We start from the raw sequence: 20,054 nt of genomic DNA, 5'->3' as shown, positions 1-20,054 counted from the left end.
AATGCTATTGCTGTTAAATCTATCGTAATTCCGATAGGCTTATTCTTCTCCTAAATAAGCAAGATGCCTCCGTCTACCGAGAGGACCGTCCCGGTGGTGTAAGCATTGCTCATGAGATATAAGGCCGCTTCCGCGACATCTTCCGGTGCGCCCATCCGCCTTACAGGAAGAGTATGGGTCAGGTTCTCCACAACGGCCGCCCGCTGCTCGCCAAAGAACACATCGAGCAGCGGAGTATCTACAGCCCCCGCACTAATCGTATTGACGCGGATCGGAGCAAGCTCAAGAGCCAGCGTCCGGCCGAGAGATTCAACCGCAGCGCCGGATGCGGCAGCTACTGCGCCGCCGGGTGAAGGTCTCTGCGAAGCCGTACCGGACATGAAGGTGATGGACCCCCCTAGCCTCATTCTGGGAGCAGCGTGTTTGGCCGCATAGTAAGAACCCCAGAACCGGCTGTCCATGGTAGATTGCAGCCTAGAGCTGTCCGTATCCAGAATCGGACCGAGCACAACATCGGAAGCGGTTATGAACAGATGATCCACATGGGATAGCTGGCTAAACAAACCCGCTACACTCGCCTCATTCGCGATCTCGACGGCAAACGTGCGGACTCCGCTGCCGACCGCTTCGGCCGCAGCTTGAAGTTTCTCCTGCGATCGCCCTGCAATTACAACCCGCGCTCCAGAAGCGTACGCCATTCTTGCAGCCGCATATCCGATCCCGGAACTTCCCCCTATAATCACGATCGTTTTATCCGTTAGCATAGCAGCAGCTCTCCCTTCGAATAATCCTAAATATTAGTATCTGGTACTAATTTATTCAAAGTGTAATCCAGTATCGAAATACTGTCAATTTCTTGTTTTACACATAATAAAAGGAAATTGCATTCGAATAATTGCTGCTTATCCCCAAGTGACGAGTAGGACTTTTGATGCAGGAAAAAATTTGTCTTGGGTATTTCTTCTAATTATGTTAAGGAAAGATGCCTTTTTCCACCATTCCTAAATTTTCTGTAAAATAAACTCCAGATTTACGGGATCTTAACGATTAACAGTGTTGACACTGCATGTGATGGATGTCATAATTACAACTGAAAACGCTTAATTTCATACTTACATTGGGTGGAGACTACGAGAATACCCATGTGCCTACGTTTATTTGTTTGCGTCTTATGCTTAGCGGCATAGGTCGGCAGTCTATTAAACACGGGACATGCTATATCTCTGTCTCCATTTTTTGTTGTTTTGAAATTGCTTATTATGGAAAGGGGAATTCACAAATGGTTAAGAAAAAATGGCTAAGCACTGCTATGGCTACACTACTTGCCGCAACAACCCTGGTAGGCTGCTCCACAGGCGGAAGTGGCGGCGAAACAGCGGAAGTTCCTAAAGGCGACCCGAACGATACCACTCCGGTTACGATTCAATATTGGCATTCACATGCTGAAGCTCAAATGGGCGGTGTGAACTACATGATCGCGGAATTTAAAAAGAAATTTCCGCACATCACTGTCGAGCCGGTCTTCCAGGGCGGTTACACCGATCTTCAGAAAAAGCTCAGCGCAGCAGTTGCTGCTAACGATGTTCCTGCCGTTACAAACGTAGAAGTCTCGGTCGTACCGAACTTTGCCGATGGCGGACTGTTCGAAGAACTGACGCCTTACATCAAGCGCGATAAAGTAGATATGGAAGACTTCTCCAAAGGTATGCTTCAAGCGTACGCATACAAAGACAAGCAGTACGGATTCCCGCTAATCGTCAGCACAAGCGTTATGGTGTACAACAAGACGATGTTCGACAAGCTCGGCGTGAAGCCTCCACAGAAGTGGGACGAAATCGAGGAGTTCAACAAGAAGGTTACGGTTAAAGAAGGCGGCAAAACCAGCCGTTACGCATTCTCCGTTCCCGGCTGGGATACCTGGTACTACGATCCTTGGGTTTCCAACGGCGGCGGCTCCATCCTGACTGCTGACGGCTCCAAGACTGCATTGGACAAACCCGAAAGCCAGCGCTGGGCTACCAACTTCAAGAAATGGGTAGATGACGGTTCCCTGATGGTCGGTTTCGGTAAAGGTGCTTCCGATACCATGCGTCAGATGTTCCTGGAAGAAAAAGTCGGTATGGTTCAGCACTCCTCCGCGATCATCAAAACTTACGTGCAAAACGCTAAGTTCGAAGTCGGCGTTTCCTTTATCCCTGGCGACAAAGAACGCAAATCTCATATCGGCGGCGCCGGTATCGTGATGATGAAAGGCGCGAAAGACAACCAGAAAGAAGCCGCATGGAAGTTCATCCAGTTCATGACGAACGCGGAGAACAACATCAAATGGGCAGACGAAACGGGTTACCTGCCAACTCATAAATCCGTTGTTAACACTGATGAAGGCAAGAAGTATTTCGAGAAATGGCCTCAATATAAAGCTGTATTCGACAACTTCGACAACGTAGGACCTCGTCCACAGCACCCGGCTTATCCGGAAATGAGCAATATCTATAAAGATATCGTCGGTGAAATGTCTTTGAACGGCAAAGACCCTGTACCGTTGCTCAAAGAGAACATTCAGAAAATGAACGACGTTCTGTCTGATTCTTAGTCAATAAAGGAAGTGAGGAACGAGAATGAATCAGGCATCCACTGCCGTCACTGATCCAAAGACGTCTAAGAGAAAAGGCCCAAGCCGCAGAATGGAAAGTCTGAAAGATTTTGCATTCGCAGCTCCCGCCCTGTTGGTTCTAGGCGTATTCATTTACTATCCGCTGCTCTTTTCATTCTATATCAGCTTTACGAACTGGAACATGACCAAACCGGTGAAGAAATTCATCGGTTTGGAGAACTACGACAAGCTTCTGAGCGATCCTTTGTTCTACAAGGTACTGCGTATTACGTTCACCTATACGGTCCTGGATGTATTCCTTACCCTGGCTCTGGGCCTAGGACTTGCCCTGCTGCTTAACAAATCTACCAAACTCTTTAACTTTATGCGTTCCGCTATTTTTATGCCGTATTACATTTCCATGGTTATCGCATCCATGATCTTCTTGTGGATCTTCAACAACCAGTACGGTTTGCTGAACAAAATCACGGGCCTATTCGGAATCGCGCCAATCAACTGGCTGCAGGACCCGGATACGGCGATCTGGACACTGCTTGCCGTATCCATCTGGAAAGGAATCGGCTTTGCCATGCTGATCTTCATCGCGGGTCTCCGCAGTATTCCGCTTGAGTACTATGAAGCATCCAGCCTGGATGGAGCGAATAAGTTCTGGCAGTTCCTGCACATTACGCTTCCGCTGCTGTCGCCGACGACTTTGTTCCTGGTTATCACGAACTTTATTTCTTCGATGCAGGTGTTCCAATCCGTAGACATTATGACCAACGGCGGCCCGCTCGACTCGACGAAAGCGATTGTTTATTGGATTTACGAGATGGCATTCGTGAACTTCCGGACAGGCCGGGCTTCCGCATTAGTCATTATCTTCTTCTTCATCATCATTGCTCTGACTGCCGTTCAGATGCTGGTGTCCAGGAAGAAAGTTCACTATGAAGGGTAGGTTCGTCTGATGTCAAAACCGGTTTGGAAAACCATTAGAATCATCGCAGCGATCCTGGTAACCCTCATCATGGTTTTTCCGGTCTACTGGATGTTCATTACGTCGCTCAAAACCTCAAGCGAATTAAGGCTAGCCATGCCTACGTTCTGGCCGGATAAATTTATGTGGGGCAACTACGTGGATGCGTTTAATGCTGCGCCATTTGGCCGATATGCCATTAATACGGTCATTCAGACAGCAGGTATCCTGTTCCTGCAGATCAACCTGGGTATCATGGCTGCTTATGCGTTCGCAAAAGGTAATTTTCCTGGGAGAGAAAAACTCTTCCTGCTTGTACTCGCAGCACTCATCGTACCGGATCAGGTTACATTCGTACCGGTATATGTGATGATGTCGAACTTGGGCTGGATCAACAGCTTCTACGCGCTGATCATTCCGCATGCGGCGTCCGCTTATTCCATCTTCCTGCTGCGTCAGACGTTTAAGTCCATCAACAATGACGTCATCGAAGCGGCTAAAGTGGACGGCGCAAGCCGCATGCAGGTGCTCTACCGTATCTTGACCCCTATGGCTTTCCCGACAATCGCCACCATGGGAATCTTGAGCTTTATCAGCAGCTGGAACTCTTACTTCTGGCCGCTCATCATGACCAACACGAACAACATGCGCGTCCTCACGGTAGGTATTGCCATGATGAGAGACTCCGTTGCCGGGGACGAAGCCCTTAACTTCCACCTGATTATGGCAGCGAGCATGATGATTATTCTACCAATTGTTCTAATCTTCATCTTTGCCCAAAAACATATCGTTACGGCCATGTCTAACTCGACATTCAAGTAATGATAGGCCATCGGAAGGATGATCACGATGCATAAAATTCATGCAAACGAACTTTGTTTCGATGGAGCCGTCAGTCTGGAATCTCAGGTTGACGGCTCTAAGCCGTGGCGCATTCCCTATGCGCAGCGGACCCTCTTCATGCCGGATGCCATTAACGGCAAAGCCGGAGTTCCGGCAGGGGTGCGGATCCGATTCGCAAGCGACAGCCGCTCTGCAGCCGTAGAAGTGGCTCCGATGGACGCCGAGCGTCTGATGGACTGCGTCATTGACGGCGAGCTGTTCGCGACAGCGGTACTGGCGCCTGGTGAAACCGTGTACCGGTTCGAAGGGCTGCCGGAAGGCGAGAAGTCGATCGAGCTGTTCTTGTCCCAGAGACACCCGGTTACAGTGCGCCATCTGGAGCTCGGTGCGGATGCCACCTACTCCGTCCCGGACGATACGCGTCCTCGCTGGATCGCCTACGGCAGCTCCATTACACAGTGCGAAGCGGCGGCCAGCCCTTCACAGACTTGGCCGGCAATCGTTGCGCAGCGCCAAGGCTGGCATGGGACCAACCTCGGCTATTCGGGCAACTGCCACATGGAGCCGATGGTAGCCCGGATGATCCGGGACATGCCGGCGGATTTCATTTCCCTGTGCGTCGGGATCAATATTATGGGCGGCGGTTCCCTGAATGAGCGGACCTTCCAGCCCGCGCTGATCGGCTTCGTACAGATTGTACGGGAGAAGCATCCGGACATTCCAATTGTGGTACAATCCCCGATCTATGCATCGGAACGGGAAAGTACGCCTAACAAGGTCGGACTTACCCTCGAAGGCATGAGGCTGCTCATCCGTGAAGCCGTTGGCACACTCTGTGAGAACGGTGACAGCCGCCTCTATTATGTGGACGGCCTCGATATATTCGGCCGGGAATATGACCACCATTTACCGGATAATCTTCATCCCGATGCCGAAGGCTACAAGCTCATGGCGGAGTTCATGATCCGCCAGTTCGGTCAAGTACTCCCAGATAGGATTTAACAAACCACTACCCTCACCTAAGGAGTGAATCTTCTATGTCTCAAGCCAAACAGCCTCTTAATATCGCACATCGCGGTGCTTCCGGAGAAGCACCGGAGAACACACTTGCCGCTTTCAAACTCGGTCTGGAGCAAGGCTGCGGAGCTTACGAGCTGGACGTTCATCTCTCCAAGGACGGACAAATTGTCGTGATTCACGATGCGACGATTGACCGCACGACTAACGGCACAGGTGCCGTTAACGAGATGACCGTAGAAGAACTGAAAGCGTTCGATGCCGGCTCCTGGTTCAGCGAAACCTACACAGGCGAACGCCTTCCTCTCCTCGAAGAAGTGTTTGCAATGACCCCCGAGGACATCATCATTAATATCGAAATCAAAGGTTCCTACAACAAACAATTAGAGCCCATTCTCGTCGAATTATTGAGAAAAACGAACCGTGTGGACACCGTCGTCATTTCTTCTTTTGACTGGAAAAGCCTTCAGCTTATCAAAGAACTGGAACCGCAAATCAAGGTCGGTCTCCTCTATAATCTGCGTCTGCAGCATCATGAGAAGCTCGCTGAAGCAGCCGGTACGGATATCTTCTCCCTGCATCCCAATGGCGCGAAGCTCGATCCGGAAGATATTCAGCATGCACAGGCAGCTAATCTTGAAGTCTATGTCTGGACTGTCAATACGGAAGAACAAATGGCGCTTGCCCTTAAATCCGGCGCGGACGGCATCATCACCGATTACCCGGGCAGGCTCCAAGCTCTGATTGCGGGGAACTAGTTCATGAGCAGACAACAACGGAATCATGGCCTGAAAATAATGGCAGCCGCCATGATCGGAAGCCTGCTGGCCGTATCGGCTGCAGGATGCGGAGATAGCAAAGAAGCCGGCGCACCTGCTTCTGCGCCAGCAGCAACAACAGCCCCTTCCGCTACACCTGACGCCAAGGCCAAGGCAAGCGGAGAAATTACACAGGAGCCTGCGGGCATCAAGTTCCAGGTAGAGATGAAAGAACTGAAAACCTTCCTGGACATGCGCAAAGAAGGACCCGTCGTTCCAGCCCTTCTGCAAGAATACGTGCCGCAAGGAATCGGCTATGTGAAAGATAAGAACTGGATTCTGGTCTCCCACTACCGCAAAGAAGGCAAAAGCAGCCTGCTGACTGTCATTGATGCCGCATCCGGCAAAATGGTCAAGGCTCTAGAACTGTACGAGAATGCGACAAAGCCCTACGTCGGCCATGCCGGCGGCGTAACCGTGAGCGAGAAGCATGTGTGGATTTCTTCGGACAGCACGCTTTTCTACGTGCCGATTGAAGAGATCGATGCCGCAGCGGACAAAGGAAAGCTTACCTTCAAAGGTTCGGTAGCGACCGATACCCGCTCATCCTTTGCCACCTATGCGGACGGCATGATCTGGTCGGGAGAGTTCTCTTATGTGAAGGACTATCCCACAGAACCCAGCCATCACATGAACAACCGTGACGAGAAGCTGCACAAAGCCTGGGTCACCGGCTTCAAGCTGGACCCGGCCACTGACCTGCTGCCAGCAGCCAAGACCTCTTCGGCCAAAGGCCCGGTGACGCCGGACGCCATCCTTTCCATCCCGGATACCATCCAGGGTATGGAATTCAACAAGGACGGCATCCTGCTCAGCCAGTCTTACGGCCGCAACAATGCCAGCACCCTGCTTCACTATGCGAACAGCATGAAGACGGAGCAGCCGCATAAGACCGTCACCATCGGAGCGGACAAAGTGCCTCTGTGGTTCCTCGACAGCAAGAACGAGAAAGGCAAGCTCGAAGCGCCGCCGATGTCCGAAGGGCTCGTCACCGTTAAGGATGAGCTGTACGTCCTGTTCGAGTCCGGAGCGAACTTGTACCGGTCTTCATCGACCTATCCGGTAGATAAGATTCAGATTGTGAAGTGGCCGTAGAGCGTTAGCTAATCAATCTGATCATTGTGCACGGGTAGAGCAGTTCAGCCCTCAGTCCCCTCCAGTTGGAGACGCTGAGGGCTTTTTATATGCCTGCCTTCTGCCGTCCGTAAACTTAAAAATAAACCCCGTACATAGTTTACTCTCGTAGATCACATGGGCTGCTGAATCGATCAAGATCAAGACGGAAATTAGATCAATTTTTATGCTTTTAACACACCAAAAATAATATATTTAGCAACCAATAACTTACAAAATATTCCTATCGCGACCTCCGTGTCAATTAACCGATCCTAATAAAATATCATGTCACTTAGGCTCATTTCATGCGCTATTTAACTTAATTTAACTAGATTCGACTGAAATCGACTAAACTTATTATATTTTGCTATTCATTTTCCAGAAATACCATGTTAAGGTTTTGGAAGTATCTGCTATTTCATAGTATGATAACTCTCTTTATATGGAGGTTATACGTTTATGAAGAATAGAAAAAGATATATGGCAAGTGTAATTGTGACAGGAGCTCTTGCAGCTGCGCTAGCCACATCCGCTTTCGCCGCTTCCGGACATAACAATGTCGCCGCTGTCGGAACAGCCGCCTCCAACACGAAGTACGGCACCAACTATCAAGGCTCGTACTCACTTGGACAAACTCATGCTCAAATCGCAAAGCTCAAGCAGAATCTCAAAGATTGGAGAGCTTACGGCAGCAACAGTTCCTATTTTACCGGGGTCGCTGCGATTACGAGCACGGACGGCACTTTCGACCAAGCCACTAAAAATAATTTAATCGTCTTTCAGAACGTGAAAGGCCTCACTGCAGACGGCATTTACGGAGCAGGAAGCCGGAACGCCATGCATGCCGCCATCGGCAGCTCTCCTAAAGGATTTGTCCGCATCAAAGACACTAGCTACTATATCAACTATAACGATACCGCAGCCGGTCTGTCCGCTGATAACACATATAAACTGGATCACAGCTGGCTTACCTCCGGCTCTGTGACGACATTAAATTCGTTTGCCCAGGGTTTCTACTCCACCTACTCTAAAAAACTAGAGATAAACGATGGGAGTCTCATCGATGGAGACGATACACCTGAACATAGCACCCACCAGGACGGCAAAGGCGTGGATATCCGCAACGCCGGGTTAACAGTTGACCAGCAGAAGAAAGTCCTGCAGCTCGCTGTTGACAATCCGAATATATCTTCCATTCTCTATTATACGAACCATGGACTGACCAGCAGTAAAATCGTGATTCGTGCCGATCATGACGATCACTTCCATGTGAATTTTAAATAAGATTATCCTGTTATAAAAGAGAGCAACCCCGATCCAGTTTTTATCTGGATCGGGGTTGTTTTAGTGTTAGACTGTGATATGCGGGGCCTTCCAATCTATAATCGAGGTACAACAAGATCATTCTAAGTCTTCAACTAATTAATGAGGAAATTACCCATACAAGGCATTAAATAAGGACAGGGAGAACAAAATTAATGAACTCAAAATAAAAATTAATAAAGCATAGCTTTTTCTATCATCAGGAATCCATTTATTTACGAGTAACAGGATCGAGACAAAACATAAAAGTATAGAGGGGACTCCGAACATTACTGAGGTTACGGTACCGATCAAGCCCTGCTGATGCTGAAAATTACCCGTTGAATCCAGCACAAAGCATACTACCGATAATAAATTGATAGCGATCAGAATAACCCATATTATTTTTGTCCACGTTAAAAATCTCACAGGTTTTACCTACTTAGCATCTGACATGCTTTTCTTTCTTGCGTCAGGATAATCAACATTAACAAATTTCTACTGAGTAATCCGCAATATCGTTTAATGTATCTTTTTTCGAAGTAGGGATTATGATGATTGCCCCTCGATCCTTAAGTATCCTTGCACATGTGTTAATCCTACCTTGTATAGATTGTATCCAACCTGTACTTAGCCATGGGAAGCAGAATATTGATTTTCCATTTGCAAGACCAATAGCTATTGATGCATTCCATCTTTCATTACTAATATATCTTAAGCTTCTATTTAATCTTGATGAGGACAATTCAAATAAATCGACTATCTCTTGAAAAGTATACTTGCTGTTTCTTCGTTCTAGCCCCTGCTTGATTTGTTGCCTTACTGTCCTCTCTTTAAAGAACATCCGTGATGAAGTTCCCTCACCAACATAACTACCATAGTTTATGATTTGGTTTTGATCAACCCTTGACTGGTTAATTACTATTTCTCCATGCTGGGCTTTTACTTTGCCCGACAAACAATAAGAAAGAGCCCAACCCCCAGAGCCGCATTCTCCTATAACTCCATAGATTTTCCCGCTGTTAAATTCATATGTAAATTGCTCGCAGTGATCACGCATTTGTCCATAATTAAATAACTTAGGGTCACATAGTACTGTTAAGTTATTGACTTGAACCGATTCTATGGTTTGCGTCATGTTTATTTATCGTACCTCTCTGTCTTAGCCCTGCAACGTCCAGTCGTTACGATCACTCTAAAAAAGAAACGAAATAGAATATAGAAACAGTATAAGAATTACAATTAATAATACCGTATAACTCATCTTACCATTGGGGACCCATCCTTTTTTTAATAATAATATCGAGCCCAATGATAAAAGGGAAGATGGAATTCCCATAAATATCAATATAACTGTACTCAGCAAATCTAGACCTCTTTGAAAATATGTTGTTGATTCAAGTATATACCATACTAAAGATAATATATTTACAATAATTGAAAAAATCCAAATATATCTTATCCAAAGTGGCATTTATATTTCTAACCTCCTATTAAAAAATAGTGTCGTACTTCTGACATTTGCCAAGCTCATTTGCATTATTAACTCCATATGGAAACATTTTCGCGAATACAACATTCCACGTCATACCTGTCTATAATCCCCTTGGACCTGCAATAACTATGATTTCAAATCTCTTTGCGTACTCCAGAAATTTATCCTCCCATCCATTTTCTATTGAGATTTCCTGCAAAGAGCTAGTAGGAGCAAAGCAAAGTTTGAGTTCTTGGAGCACAGAATCGTCATTTGTTAATATTTTATCCATATACGTTCTTAATTCGTTCAATAATTCTTCTGTACACTCGTATTTCGACCAAGTGACATCAGTAGATTCTAAATTAATTTCGTTTATCACATCTTTTATTAGATGTAGCAAAGGTTCTTTAATCGTGATCATGCTTCCTCCTGTATCAAACAACTTCCCAGCAATTTCTACAGCTGATGCTTCAATAATCATTTCTCTTCCCCAAATTTTCATGAATCTAGGTCTCCCCTTGTTTGTATCTCCTCGCTCGACAAGTACTGAATGTCATCGTATTCCCATATCATATGCTCTTCTGGGTTTCCAACAAAATCAATACCTTTAAGCACAGGTATTATCACACGCGAATGCCACCTTCTCAATCATTTAACTTAACTTTAATATGAAAATTTGCACCAATATTATTTTCTAAGTTCAATTTTAGTAATCTATCTTTCTTATAGCCATATCTAGTAACAAGGTTACCGGCAATACCTTTAATTGTTTTTTAATTTATCCAGTAACTTTAACAATTTATTTATTCTTTGACTTTGCATCATATACGTATTAAGTGATGATACATCTGCAATATAATTTTTAGTTTTACGAATCACTTCTTTTTTAAAATCATCCTGTTTGATTACAATACCTTTCCACTCCGGATACAGGCGGTTTTTCAATGGCAAGGTCACTAAATAATCGCTGATTGAATCATTAGACTGCACGACACTTACAGATATATTTCTCCCTTTAAATATGAATTCAATCCAAGTATTAAACGACTCGATATCCTTTAAAGCTATATAATTTTCAAATTCAGATTTTATAACAACTTCTAGCAGGTTATCAAACCAAGTGGAGATAATATCAAAACCTTCCTCTACTTCCCCCAGTTCCTCATTGTGATAAAGTCCATACTCTTCTTCTTGAAACTTCATTAGAAAAAAACCTTCAATAGTACCCTCTTTTTCAATTTGTTCTAAATTCATTCTTTCCATACTTTCTCATCTAAAATAATTCTATATTTAATTTCAAACATATTTTCTCTCACCTGCCATATTTATTGTATCTCAGAATCCGAGGTAAACAAGACGAATAGCCCACAAAAAAAGCCTCTCCCCGGTTGAATTTCCGAGAAGAGGCCGCCTGTTCATTCATAAATCAGTTTCCCTGAGGCCCACCTTATATGAAGACTTACTAACTAACTACTGCCCACAGAGCCGGAACGTTAGCCGGTTCCCAGCCTGGCATAGCCGTGTGAGCCTGGATAGCTCTGTAGGTTTTCCCTTGATAAGTGACGAGAGCGTTGATTGGGTAGTTGGTATACGCAGCCCAGGCAGCTGCGCCGGTCCCTGGATCAGTAACGACGGTTACCGCGTTGCTCGCCGGCGATACGTTGCCTGCGGCATCTCTCGCTTTAACGGTAAAGGTGTAGGACGTTCCGCCCTGCAGGTTGCTAACGGTCGCACTCGTTCCCGTCACCGTAGCGGCAAGTGTCGAGCCGTTGTACACATCATATCCGGCTACGCCCGTATTGTCTGTGGATGCGCTCCACGACAAGGATGCACTGCTGGACGTCTGACTTGTCAACACGAGGTTGCCGGGAGCCGTCGGCGGCTGCGTATCCGTCGGGTTGGTCGACGTGCTGGTCGTCACCGTCACGGCACTGCTCGCCGGCGATACATTGCCGGCCGCATCCTTCGCTTTCACCGTGAAGGTGTAAGCTGTTCCGGGGCTCAGACCGCTGACGGTCGCGCTTGTGCCGGTTACGGATGCCGCCAGTACGGAGCCTCTATACACGTCATAGCCGGTCACGCCCACATTATCCGTCGACGCGTTCCATGACAAGGTTACGCTGCTCGAAGTTTTGCTTGTCGAGACCAGGTTCGCCGGTGCCGACGGCGCTTGTGTATCTTGAACAGGCGGAGGACTTCCGATGCCGACAGCGGCGTAAGCCGCTTTTACCGAGTTAACTTGTGCCGAGTTGGCACCGAACAGATCAGTGGCCGAGCTGATAGCCGCTTGACGCATGGCCGTAAAATTGGATGTGCTCGTTAAATAGTAAGTAAGCGCTTTATAAATAATCTTGGCAGCATCGTTTCGGCCGATACCGGTGACACTGACACCGCTGTGCGTACCGCCTTGAGCCAGCAGATAGAACGCTTTGTTGGGAATTCCGCTGTTTATATGCACGCCACCGTTATCGCTGGTACCCCGGTAAAGGTTACTGTAGTGATCCGGCTGTTTGAACAGCGTCGGGTTTTCCATCGAGCGCAGCGCATCGCCAGGTGTGTATGGTGTGTAGATATCATCCCCGATCAGCCAGTTCTTTCCTTGAATGCTGTTGCCGAAAACGTCGGAAATCGATTCATTGAGCGCTCCTGACTCTCCCTGATACACAAGCCCCGCCGAATGCTCGGTAATCCCGTGCGTCAGCTCATGCCCGATTACATCGAGATCGCCGGAGAAAGCGCGGAACGTCGAGCCGTCGCCGTCACCGTAAGCGATTTGCGCCCCGTTCCAGAAGGCGTTGTTATAGAGGCTGCCGTAGTGCACCGTCGACTTGATTGCCATGCCGTTGCCATCCAGGCTGTTCCGGTTAAAATTATTTTTAAAATAGTCATAAACGATTCCCGCATAAGCATGCGCATCGACAGCCGCCGGATCCGTCCATACATTGTCCGCATCCCTGAGCAGCGTACCCGGGAGCGATTGGGCATTGCCCGCCGTGTAGGTCACGATACCGCCGCCGCGCGTCGTATCCTGCAGCACGTACTGGGTGCCGCTTTGTGTTGTGGTGAACGTTTTGGTGTCACCGAGCACGCCGACGCCCGTACCGGTCGCATGGTCCAGCATGCCGTACTGGTTAACGATTCTCCCCGTAGCCGCATCGATAAAATACGTCTCACGCTGTGGAGAAGGCTCCAGCACATTCACTTCCGTGATGTATACCAGCACGTTCTGCCCTTTGACCGGATAGAAGTTCAGCTCCGCTTTCTGCTCCCGCTGCTGGGCACCCAGCTTGCCGATCCGTTTCTCCATATCCTTGTTCGCGATCGCGACCGCCTTCTCCGCACTGATCTTCGGCGCGACATTCGTGAGCGACTGCTGTCCGTTGTCGGCAACCGTACTGCCCAGATACGCCGAGACATTGCCCTCCTTGTCAAAATGCAGCGTCTGATCCGTGCCGAACACCGGAACTCCCTGGATATACTGCTTCAGACGCACGTGCTGAGTTCCTGTTTCGGCGTCCGTCGCCTGATCCGTAATCCGGATACTCCGCTCCGCATCGCCCGTCAGATTCAGAAGCCCCTTCTTGGCGTTCAAGTAGGCCCACACTTTCGCTTCCAGCGATGCTCCCTGCGGTGCAATCCACTTCTCACCGATAAAACGCGGGGCGGCCAAATCACTCTGCGGGCCCGAACCGGAATTGCCGTCGGCTGCGCCAACAGGAATTGCGGACAATGCCATCATCGTACTTAGTACAATCACGGTTAATTTCTTTTTCACTAATCATTCATCTCCCGTCATTTTTTGTTTACAGGCTTTATACCACTAAATGATAACGCTTTCAAAAATCTCCCCTTTCAAAAATCCCTTTATATTAAATCTCTATGATAGTTGAGCCGGATGCACGCATCGAATGGTACATAACAACCTTTAAATCTCTAATCACAACGAATGTAACGTAGTGGTAAATTTGTAATTAAATTGTTATTATTTACAATTCGATCATACTATCGGTTATCTGCGTTTGTCAATTGACCAGCGGTTAAATTAAAGGGAGAAAATTATATACTAAAGGGGGATTAATCTATAAAGGGAGTGTTGTCATAAACCGCAAAGATAGACAATGACAGTAAAATCTTCTAAAAAATTTATTTGCTGTTACCCCTATTCTTTCTTTGATCAGGCGTTTCATATTTTTCCAGTAAACTTCCCCAATAATTTCATTGGTATTTACCTGAAATGTTTTCCCAACTTCCATGAAGGGGGGCACTTTAACAAATCTAAATTTTACGCTATTTCGTATTTAGTTATCACTTTTAGCATCGGAACTTTCAACAAATCCAAGCGTCAAAATCCGAATTGACCCGAAAAAAACATATACAGTAGACAAGCACAAAATATTATGGATATAACACCGGATATTCTAATATTAATCAGGTATAATTTTAGAGGTCTTTCTTCCCTTTTCGAACTACCTTTTGTGTATATAAAAGAAAAGTCAGGATTAATAATACTGACAATACCCCAACTTATTACTGGAAGAACGAATAGTGCAAATAATAGTTTGTCACCCATCTTAACCTCCTATTGATTTTTTTTTTAACCCAGGCGTTCACAAGCGGTTTTTTAAATGGCAAGGTTACTAAAATAGTAACTCACGGATTGAATCATTTGAATGCACTACACTTACAGATATATCTTTTCCTTTAAATATAAATTAAATCCAGGTATAAAATGACTTTCTCTCGCCATATTTATTGTATCTCAGAATCAGAGGTAAGCAAGAAGAGAAGCCCGCAAAAAACGGCCTCTCCCCGATTGAATTTCTGAGAAGAGGCCGCCTTTTTAATTCAATGAATATATGAGAAATTCGCTAACTAACTACTGCCCTTACTTATTTTAATAAACAACTCTAATAGAGCAAGCGCTTGATCTTTGTTCATTTTAATTTCCGGGTCTCCACCAGTCGTTAATGAGACCCCGAAAATAATATAACTTTTGAATAAGTTTATTATAATTATTCCTTGTTTTGTTGGTGATGAATTATTCAAACGAATTATATCCACACAATATCTCTCTTGAGGCATTTCCTCATTGCAAATCATCCTATGAGCCCTTTTTAAAATATCAATTAACTTAGCAAATTCCAAAGTATTTAATTCTATTTCTGCCTCCATTCCATACTCATGTGTTTGTAATAAACTTAAAAGAACGATGTTATCATAGGTTGACATAGATAATTTTCCAGAACCTTCGTTGAGCTCAGAGTCAATATTGATCCATTCAATCCCGGTTTGTTTTTTATTCACGCATATTTCCCTCCTATTCACTTTGTGGGCATCGCGGTGGACAGAAGAAGAATTTTATGTTGGATTTTGCGGACAAGTTCCATCTGATAGCGCGTTTCGTTTCTTCCTTGCATCATCCCTTTACTAATTGACCTTGAAGAAAATTTTAATGTTTATTAATCTCATTGTTCATAATTACGAACGGGGTCAGCTCTTCATATTATTAGAACTTTAATTAATTTTCACCGAAAATCCGACCGATGTAGGTTTGTAAATGTCCTATAAAATTACTTTGAGATGAGTTTATTGGTTTTCGATACGACATCTCAGCTTCTGCTCTTTTATAAAATGCAAATAGCATACTTGTAAGACTCTTAGGTATTCTATTTTCATCCTTCAGTATGGACTGCATTTCTTCCAAAATGGAGTACACTCTTTGCATTGCTTCTTCTGTTAAATCTTTCTTAGTTAACAAGATTATACTTACTTCAAAAATTATCTCTTCTAGCCTTACCATTATTTCATTATAAGGTTCTTCTTGCTTGTTATTTAACATATCCTGTTATAGCTCCTTGTGGTATAAATTGAGATATTGATATTTCTTGTGACCATACCCCTCTATTATTTGGGTTAACGAGATTAGGTTTGCTCTCTCCTCCCAGTGTCCGCTCTGCGTATCGACTGCGTTGAGTCTGCTTTGCCCATCGAACTGGTAGTTCGTGACCACACCGAAAAGATCTGTCATTTGGGTTCGTCTGCCCTGCGGGTCATACACTTAATTCAAGGTGAGTTCATTCAGGTAGGTGACTTTAATTAAGCCAGCTCGTTGCCGGATCTACATATAGGCGGATTCCCAGCCGCATCCTGTGGAAAAACACAATGATGTCCTTATCCTGTAGAAGCTTGACGTTATTACCGTAAAGAAATTTAGGAATAGAGACTTGAACAATTAAACTTTGACTCCATTCCTGGTAGGTGATATATGGAATCTTCTCATCATGCAGAACAAACGAACGTCTGCGTAACCCCATTTCTTCATCCAAATAAGTTTTAATAATGGGCTTTAAGCTATTCCAATTTTCAAAAGCAATAGAAACGTAACTGGCTTTCATGACTATCGTATCGAACATTCAATTCCCCCTTGAGTTAAATAGATTCTAAAATTTTAGATGAGATTAGACATGTTATAAGAATGTTTGCTAACATCCACCTCATTTACGGACATTAGCCCCTGAATTTGTGCTTTTCCAGAAAGGCATAAAATTCTTTGTAGGTTTCACTTTCTTCCCCAACATTCCAGAAGACAGAGTCAAAATCCGATTTGTGCTTATCATTGAGATAGTAAAAAACCATGTCCAGCAGTTCAAGTGACCTCGATTCATTTTGTTGGACAATAGCAGCGAATTCTTCTAACAAGTTTATTCTACTGTTCCCCATGTTATTTTCCTCAATCAACGTTTCATATTTCTCAAGTAAACTCACTTTTTCATGTTCATGTTCAAGAAACCTGATAAATCCCTCATTTTCGCTTACGGTTTCGGTGAACCAAATTTCTTCTCCTGTTTCTGAATCAATATGGAGGGATTGAACGCTTTCAAATTGATCCGTTACCGTAAAATAGATTTGTTGGATAGATAATTGTTCTGATTTCTTTAGTTCTTTATTGAATAATGGCTCAGGTATTTGAGGAAAGATTTTTTTCAAGTCCTGGATACGAACAGCAGGGATCTCCTTGTTTTTAAGCCACATAGAAATGTTCGCTCGATTAATTTGAAGCTTATTTGCTAAATCCGCATTCGACATATGATAGGTTTCCAGAATGTATTTAAGACCAAACATAACCCAACTCCTTAACTTTGTTAAATCTACTATAATCGTTTAACATTGTTAAGTCAAGATAAAAACCCACATTGTATAAATCACAATGTGGGTTTTTAAATGAAAACTAAACTTTTTGAGAGAAACATATTTCTCAAAGTCTTGGAAAAAGATTCTCATCACATCTAGATGAATTTTTTCTAAAACAATCCGGTCTAGGTATGTTTACTTCGTTTTTAAAATCTTTTTGGCAATATAAAATGAATCTTCTGTTTTAATAAAATAGCCTTTAAACTTAGTATCGAAGATATCGTTTATTTTTTCACCAAGATCACTGAATGTAATGTCTTCATGTTTCTGAAGGTAGTCATTAATCAACTGAACTTCTACTGTATATTCATCATCAAGTAATGGCTCAATTTTGATTGGATTCCATTCATTAATTATTTCTTTAATTTCATTTAAATTTTTGTCCACTTTTATCCTCCTCATTTACCAAATAAAATCTTTGTAAGTTCTCTATATCCAGCATCATAGTTAGTTTTAGGTATAACGGTGATTAATTTACCATCCTTTGCTACGACGGCGGCTCCCTCTCTAGAAAAGAAAAGATATTTGCTACCATTATTTTGTGAAAATACTCTTCCATTAGCTACATAAGAATTAACCATCGATTGGGTTGCACCTCTTTCAGCCATTCTTTCCCCAGCGTGTCCCATTGACTTTGCCCAATCGACCTTTAGATTCGGATTTTTCACTAGAGTCCCAAATTTACCAATAGTTTCACCCGTTTTCGCAATACCTGCAACATAATACTTGATACCAGGAGCACCATGACCAACATAATCCCAGGAAGCATCAACAATTTCTTTCATACCATGTAGTATGGGAGAGTTTTGTCTCGAGATTAAAAGAACCAATTCTTTTGAGAGCATGTCATCTGAGCTTTGCATAATATTATCATTAGCTATTCCCGATCTTCTCATTTGATTTCTCAATTTTTCAGCTTCTGCAGCCAATAATCTCTTTTCTTAGGGTTAGCATGCCACTGTTGTTTCATCTCGTTAATAGTCCAATTAGCTGTAATGCTAGTGTCCCATCGTAATGAGTTTATATCAAAACCCCCACTACCTGTAGACATTTCAGCATGACCACTCGGATCAACATACTTCATAGGATTATTACTCACATACGTATACAAGTTCAAACTCAGCGGATTATCCAACTGCCCTTCATACGTATCCTAAATTATAAAACATTCCTTCCAAGAACCCAGTACAACCCGTTTCAACTTTCCTGCCCTGAGCAAGTTTTGTTTTGAAGTCATTATGCCTTGTATTTCTTAACTGTCCTAGCTTCCTAGATATCGTTAAGTAATTGCACAGAAAAAAAGCCTATTCCTACTCAGGGTTGACGTTGAAATAAGCTTTCGAAATTTTACTAAACATTATTTATTTTTATGTTACAAGTAAATCAATTCCATCTCTCGAGTCTTGCTATCTTTTCAATTGATCCCGAGTATTTATCGAAGTGACCCTTATTGTTCATATTAAGGATACCCTCAATCAACACGTACTTCCCATTTAATTTATCTAATACTTTTTGTGTAACATTTAGTTGATCGTAATTCAATTTCAACCAAACAGCATTCTTAGTAATACTATTTTTATAATCCTCCTTTGATAAATACAGTGCATTACTCTCAAATGCTATATTGGCAACACCAACTACTCTGATTAATTCACCATCATATTTCTCGGGATTAGAAATTAAATTTATTATTGAAACTTCAGTAATATTTTGATTAACTTCTTCAAAACTTTGGCCCACTACTATCTCTTCCTTTTCTTGATCCATCATATACACGAGAAGGATCACTAACAAAATTGAACATACTAACATAATAATTTTTACTTGTTGGTATCTAGAATGTAACATAAACTACCTCTTTCTTTAAAAATATCTCAACTAGATTCAATTTAAAATCACGGATAATTGGGGTCGCTTGGCATTTTTTTAGAAATAGTAGAGGTCTTAGAATTTAATGAATTATATAATTTCAGGTACCCTCCTGGTGTTGTAAGATATAAAAGTGATTTTAATGTATCCGCTATTCCTTTATCTCCAGTTTTCCCAGAAAAATTCTCATTATTATATCTAGCATCATAGGCTCCATGCGAATGTATAATTGCTGCTAAATTTTTACCATTAGGAGGTGTAGGAACAGAAACAGAATCATTATCTCCTATCAGTGGATTTGTAAACTTAAAATTACCACCGTCTGCATATACTGCCGAGGCATACTCTAAATTATCATTTATAGATAATGAATTATATTTAAACCCCCATGCCATTGCGGCGTGATCCACACTTTTAAATGAATCTCCAACTTGATGCGTTGCTTGCGTTTGACTTAAACCGAAATCATCTTCTAACACATCACTGTCAATAACACTTACACCATTAGTAATATATAAGGCAAAATCATTTTTACCGATAGAATATTCTTTAGTAGCCCCGTTGATTGTTGCTGAAATCTTTTGTTCCCAGCTTCCAAAACCCAGGAAACTTTTCTCAGAATATTTAACACTTCCCCCATTTTTTTCAACAATATAGCGTAACATTACCTCCACATGCCCACTAGGATCAACAAACTTCAGAGGATTATTTTTAACATACGTATACAAATTCAAGCTCAGCGGATTGTCGAGTTGCCCTTCATACGTATCCTAATTTATAAAGCGCTCCGTGCAAAATAAAAAGACAGGGTCTGCTCCCCGCCTTAGCTAGTCTGACTTTTGATGTTGGTGT

General features: G+C 43.7%; 21 protein-coding genes. 7 read left to right on the top strand and 14 right to left on the bottom strand.

Annotation, left to right across the window (positions count from 1 at the left end):
* Positions 1-50 precede the first annotated feature (50 nt).
* The gene (locus AR333_RS01520) at positions 51-764 is read right to left on the bottom strand and encodes an SDR family oxidoreductase (RefSeq protein ID WP_068773590.1); all 714 of its coding nucleotides are present in this window, start codon (positions 762-764) and stop codon (positions 51-53) included.
* A gap of 515 nt (positions 765-1,279) precedes the next feature.
* On the opposite strand from AR333_RS01520, the gene AR333_RS01515 reads away from it, so the two are divergent.
* From AR333_RS01515 to AR333_RS01485, 7 genes are all read left to right on the top strand, one after another.
* Entirely contained in the window at positions 1,280-2,593 is a 1,314-nt protein-coding gene (locus AR333_RS01515) for an ABC transporter substrate-binding protein (protein ID WP_068773589.1), read from the top strand.
* A 91-nt stretch (positions 2,594-2,684) separates the two neighbouring features.
* Entirely contained in the window at positions 2,685-3,551 is an 867-nt protein-coding gene (locus AR333_RS01510) for a carbohydrate ABC transporter permease (protein WP_156430861.1), read from the top strand.
* Between the two features lie 9 nt (positions 3,552-3,560).
* Entirely contained in the window at positions 3,561-4,391 is an 831-nt protein-coding gene (locus AR333_RS01505) for a carbohydrate ABC transporter permease (protein WP_068773587.1), read from the top strand.
* A 27-nt stretch (positions 4,392-4,418) separates the two neighbouring features.
* On the top strand, positions 4,419-5,414 hold the full coding sequence (locus AR333_RS01500) for an SGNH/GDSL hydrolase family protein (protein WP_068773586.1): 996 nt from the start codon (positions 4,419-4,421) through the stop codon (positions 5,412-5,414).
* A gap of 35 nt (positions 5,415-5,449) precedes the next feature.
* Entirely contained in the window at positions 5,450-6,187 is a 738-nt protein-coding gene (locus AR333_RS01495) for a glycerophosphodiester phosphodiesterase (protein WP_068773585.1), read from the top strand.
* Positions 6,188-6,190: 3 nt separating this feature from the next.
* A complete protein-coding gene (locus tag AR333_RS01490) occupies positions 6,191-7,342 on the top strand; it encodes a hypothetical protein (RefSeq protein WP_068773584.1) in 1,152 nt (383 codons plus the stop codon).
* A 480-nt stretch (positions 7,343-7,822) separates the two neighbouring features.
* Positions 7,823-8,647, top strand: a complete 825-nt coding sequence (locus AR333_RS01485) for a peptidoglycan-binding protein (protein WP_068773583.1) — start codon at positions 7,823-7,825, stop codon at positions 8,645-8,647.
* A 505-nt stretch (positions 8,648-9,152) separates the two neighbouring features.
* On the opposite strand, the gene AR333_RS01480 is transcribed toward AR333_RS01485, so the two are convergent.
* The 13 genes from AR333_RS01480 to AR333_RS01415 form a co-directional block, all read right to left on the bottom strand.
* Positions 9,153-9,803: an ATP-binding cassette domain-containing protein gene (locus tag AR333_RS01480; protein WP_084783439.1), complete on the bottom strand. Its 651-nt coding sequence runs from the start codon at positions 9,801-9,803 to the stop codon at positions 9,153-9,155.
* Between the two features lie 457 nt (positions 9,804-10,260).
* Positions 10,261-10,644, bottom strand: a complete 384-nt coding sequence (locus AR333_RS01475; protein ID WP_068773582.1) for a hypothetical protein — start codon at positions 10,642-10,644, stop codon at positions 10,261-10,263.
* 260 nt (positions 10,645-10,904) lie between these two features.
* Positions 10,905-11,396 carry a hypothetical protein gene (locus tag AR333_RS01470; RefSeq protein ID WP_253735690.1) on the bottom strand — a complete coding sequence of 164 codons (492 nt, stop codon included), beginning with the start codon at positions 11,394-11,396 and terminating at the stop codon, positions 10,905-10,907.
* A gap of 208 nt (positions 11,397-11,604) precedes the next feature.
* Entirely contained in the window at positions 11,605-13,917 is a 2,313-nt protein-coding gene (locus AR333_RS01465; RefSeq protein WP_068773581.1) for a M4 family metallopeptidase, read from the bottom strand.
* Between the two features lie 1,097 nt (positions 13,918-15,014).
* Positions 15,015-15,446 (bottom strand): hypothetical protein, encoded by a 432-nt coding sequence (locus AR333_RS01455; RefSeq protein ID WP_068773579.1) that lies wholly within the window; start codon positions 15,444-15,446, stop codon positions 15,015-15,017.
* A gap of 214 nt (positions 15,447-15,660) precedes the next feature.
* Positions 15,661-15,981 carry a hypothetical protein gene (locus tag AR333_RS01450; protein ID WP_068773578.1) on the bottom strand — a complete coding sequence of 107 codons (321 nt, stop codon included), beginning with the start codon at positions 15,979-15,981 and terminating at the stop codon, positions 15,661-15,663.
* 6 nt (positions 15,982-15,987) lie between these two features.
* Positions 15,988-16,200 carry an RHS repeat domain-containing protein gene (locus AR333_RS25695; RefSeq protein ID WP_367583709.1) on the bottom strand — a complete coding sequence of 71 codons (213 nt, stop codon included), beginning with the start codon at positions 16,198-16,200 and terminating at the stop codon, positions 15,988-15,990.
* A 34-nt stretch (positions 16,201-16,234) separates the two neighbouring features.
* The gene (locus AR333_RS01440) at positions 16,235-16,555 is read right to left on the bottom strand and encodes a hypothetical protein (protein ID WP_068773576.1); all 321 of its coding nucleotides are present in this window, start codon (positions 16,553-16,555) and stop codon (positions 16,235-16,237) included.
* Between the two features lie 94 nt (positions 16,556-16,649).
* Positions 16,650-17,264 carry a helix-turn-helix transcriptional regulator gene (locus AR333_RS01435; protein ID WP_068773575.1) on the bottom strand — a complete coding sequence of 205 codons (615 nt, stop codon included), beginning with the start codon at positions 17,262-17,264 and terminating at the stop codon, positions 16,650-16,652.
* A 204-nt stretch (positions 17,265-17,468) separates the two neighbouring features.
* A complete protein-coding gene (locus AR333_RS01430; protein ID WP_068773574.1) occupies positions 17,469-17,720 on the bottom strand; it encodes a hypothetical protein in 252 nt (83 codons plus the stop codon).
* Positions 17,721-17,731: 11 nt separating this feature from the next.
* The gene (locus AR333_RS25120; protein WP_216638956.1) at positions 17,732-18,262 is read right to left on the bottom strand and encodes a hypothetical protein; all 531 of its coding nucleotides are present in this window, start codon (positions 18,260-18,262) and stop codon (positions 17,732-17,734) included.
* Positions 18,263-18,716: 454 nt separating this feature from the next.
* Positions 18,717-19,181 carry a hypothetical protein gene (locus tag AR333_RS01420; RefSeq protein ID WP_068773573.1) on the bottom strand — a complete coding sequence of 155 codons (465 nt, stop codon included), beginning with the start codon at positions 19,179-19,181 and terminating at the stop codon, positions 18,717-18,719.
* Positions 19,182-19,228: 47 nt separating this feature from the next.
* Complete coding sequence (locus AR333_RS01415; protein WP_068773572.1) at positions 19,229-19,867, bottom strand: DUF4329 domain-containing protein; 639 nt, start codon at positions 19,865-19,867, stop codon at positions 19,229-19,231.
* Positions 19,868-20,054 lie beyond the last annotated feature (187 nt).

The organism is Paenibacillus sp. FJAT-26967, from assembly GCF_001541095.1.
Lineage (GTDB): Bacteria > Bacillota > Bacilli > Paenibacillales > NBRC-103111 > Paenibacillus_F.
Note: the sequence above shows the minus strand (reverse complement) of the source record. Positions and strands in the feature narration are given on the sequence as shown.

Bases quoted from the DNA above. Each gene is read 5' to 3' on its own strand.
- AR333_RS01520 (WP_068773590.1), bottom strand. From the start codon at position 764: ATGCTAACGGATAAAACGATCGTGATTATAGGGGGAAGTTCCGGGATC.
- AR333_RS01515 (WP_068773589.1), top strand. From the start codon at position 1,280: ATGGTTAAGAAAAAATGGCTAAGCACTGCTATGGCTACACTACTTGCC.
- AR333_RS01510 (WP_156430861.1), top strand. From the start codon at position 2,685: ATGGAAAGTCTGAAAGATTTTGCATTCGCAGCTCCCGCCCTGTTGGTT.
- AR333_RS01505 (WP_068773587.1), top strand. From the start codon at position 3,561: ATGTCAAAACCGGTTTGGAAAACCATTAGAATCATCGCAGCGATCCTG.
- AR333_RS01500 (WP_068773586.1), top strand. From the start codon at position 4,419: ATGCATAAAATTCATGCAAACGAACTTTGTTTCGATGGAGCCGTCAGT.
- AR333_RS01495 (WP_068773585.1), top strand. From the start codon at position 5,450: ATGTCTCAAGCCAAACAGCCTCTTAATATCGCACATCGCGGTGCTTCC.
- AR333_RS01490 (WP_068773584.1), top strand. From the start codon at position 6,191: ATGAGCAGACAACAACGGAATCATGGCCTGAAAATAATGGCAGCCGCC.
- AR333_RS01485 (WP_068773583.1), top strand. From the start codon at position 7,823: ATGAAGAATAGAAAAAGATATATGGCAAGTGTAATTGTGACAGGAGCT.
- AR333_RS01480 (WP_084783439.1), bottom strand. From the start codon at position 9,803: ATGACGCAAACCATAGAATCGGTTCAAGTCAATAACTTAACAGTACTA.
- AR333_RS01475 (WP_068773582.1), bottom strand. From the start codon at position 10,644: ATGAAAATTTGGGGAAGAGAAATGATTATTGAAGCATCAGCTGTAGAA.
- AR333_RS01470 (WP_253735690.1), bottom strand. From the start codon at position 11,396: ATGAATTTAGAACAAATTGAAAAAGAGGGTACTATTGAAGGTTTTTTT.
- AR333_RS01450 (WP_068773578.1), bottom strand. From the start codon at position 15,981: ATGTTAAATAACAAGCAAGAAGAACCTTATAATGAAATAATGGTAAGG.
- AR333_RS01440 (WP_068773576.1), bottom strand. From the start codon at position 16,555: ATGTTCGATACGATAGTCATGAAAGCCAGTTACGTTTCTATTGCTTTT.
- AR333_RS01435 (WP_068773575.1), bottom strand. From the start codon at position 17,264: ATGTTTGGTCTTAAATACATTCTGGAAACCTATCATATGTCGAATGCG.
- AR333_RS01420 (WP_068773573.1), bottom strand. From the start codon at position 19,181: ATGTTACATTCTAGATACCAACAAGTAAAAATTATTATGTTAGTATGT.
- AR333_RS01415 (WP_068773572.1), bottom strand. From the start codon at position 19,867: ATGTTACGCTATATTGTTGAAAAAAATGGGGGAAGTGTTAAATATTCT.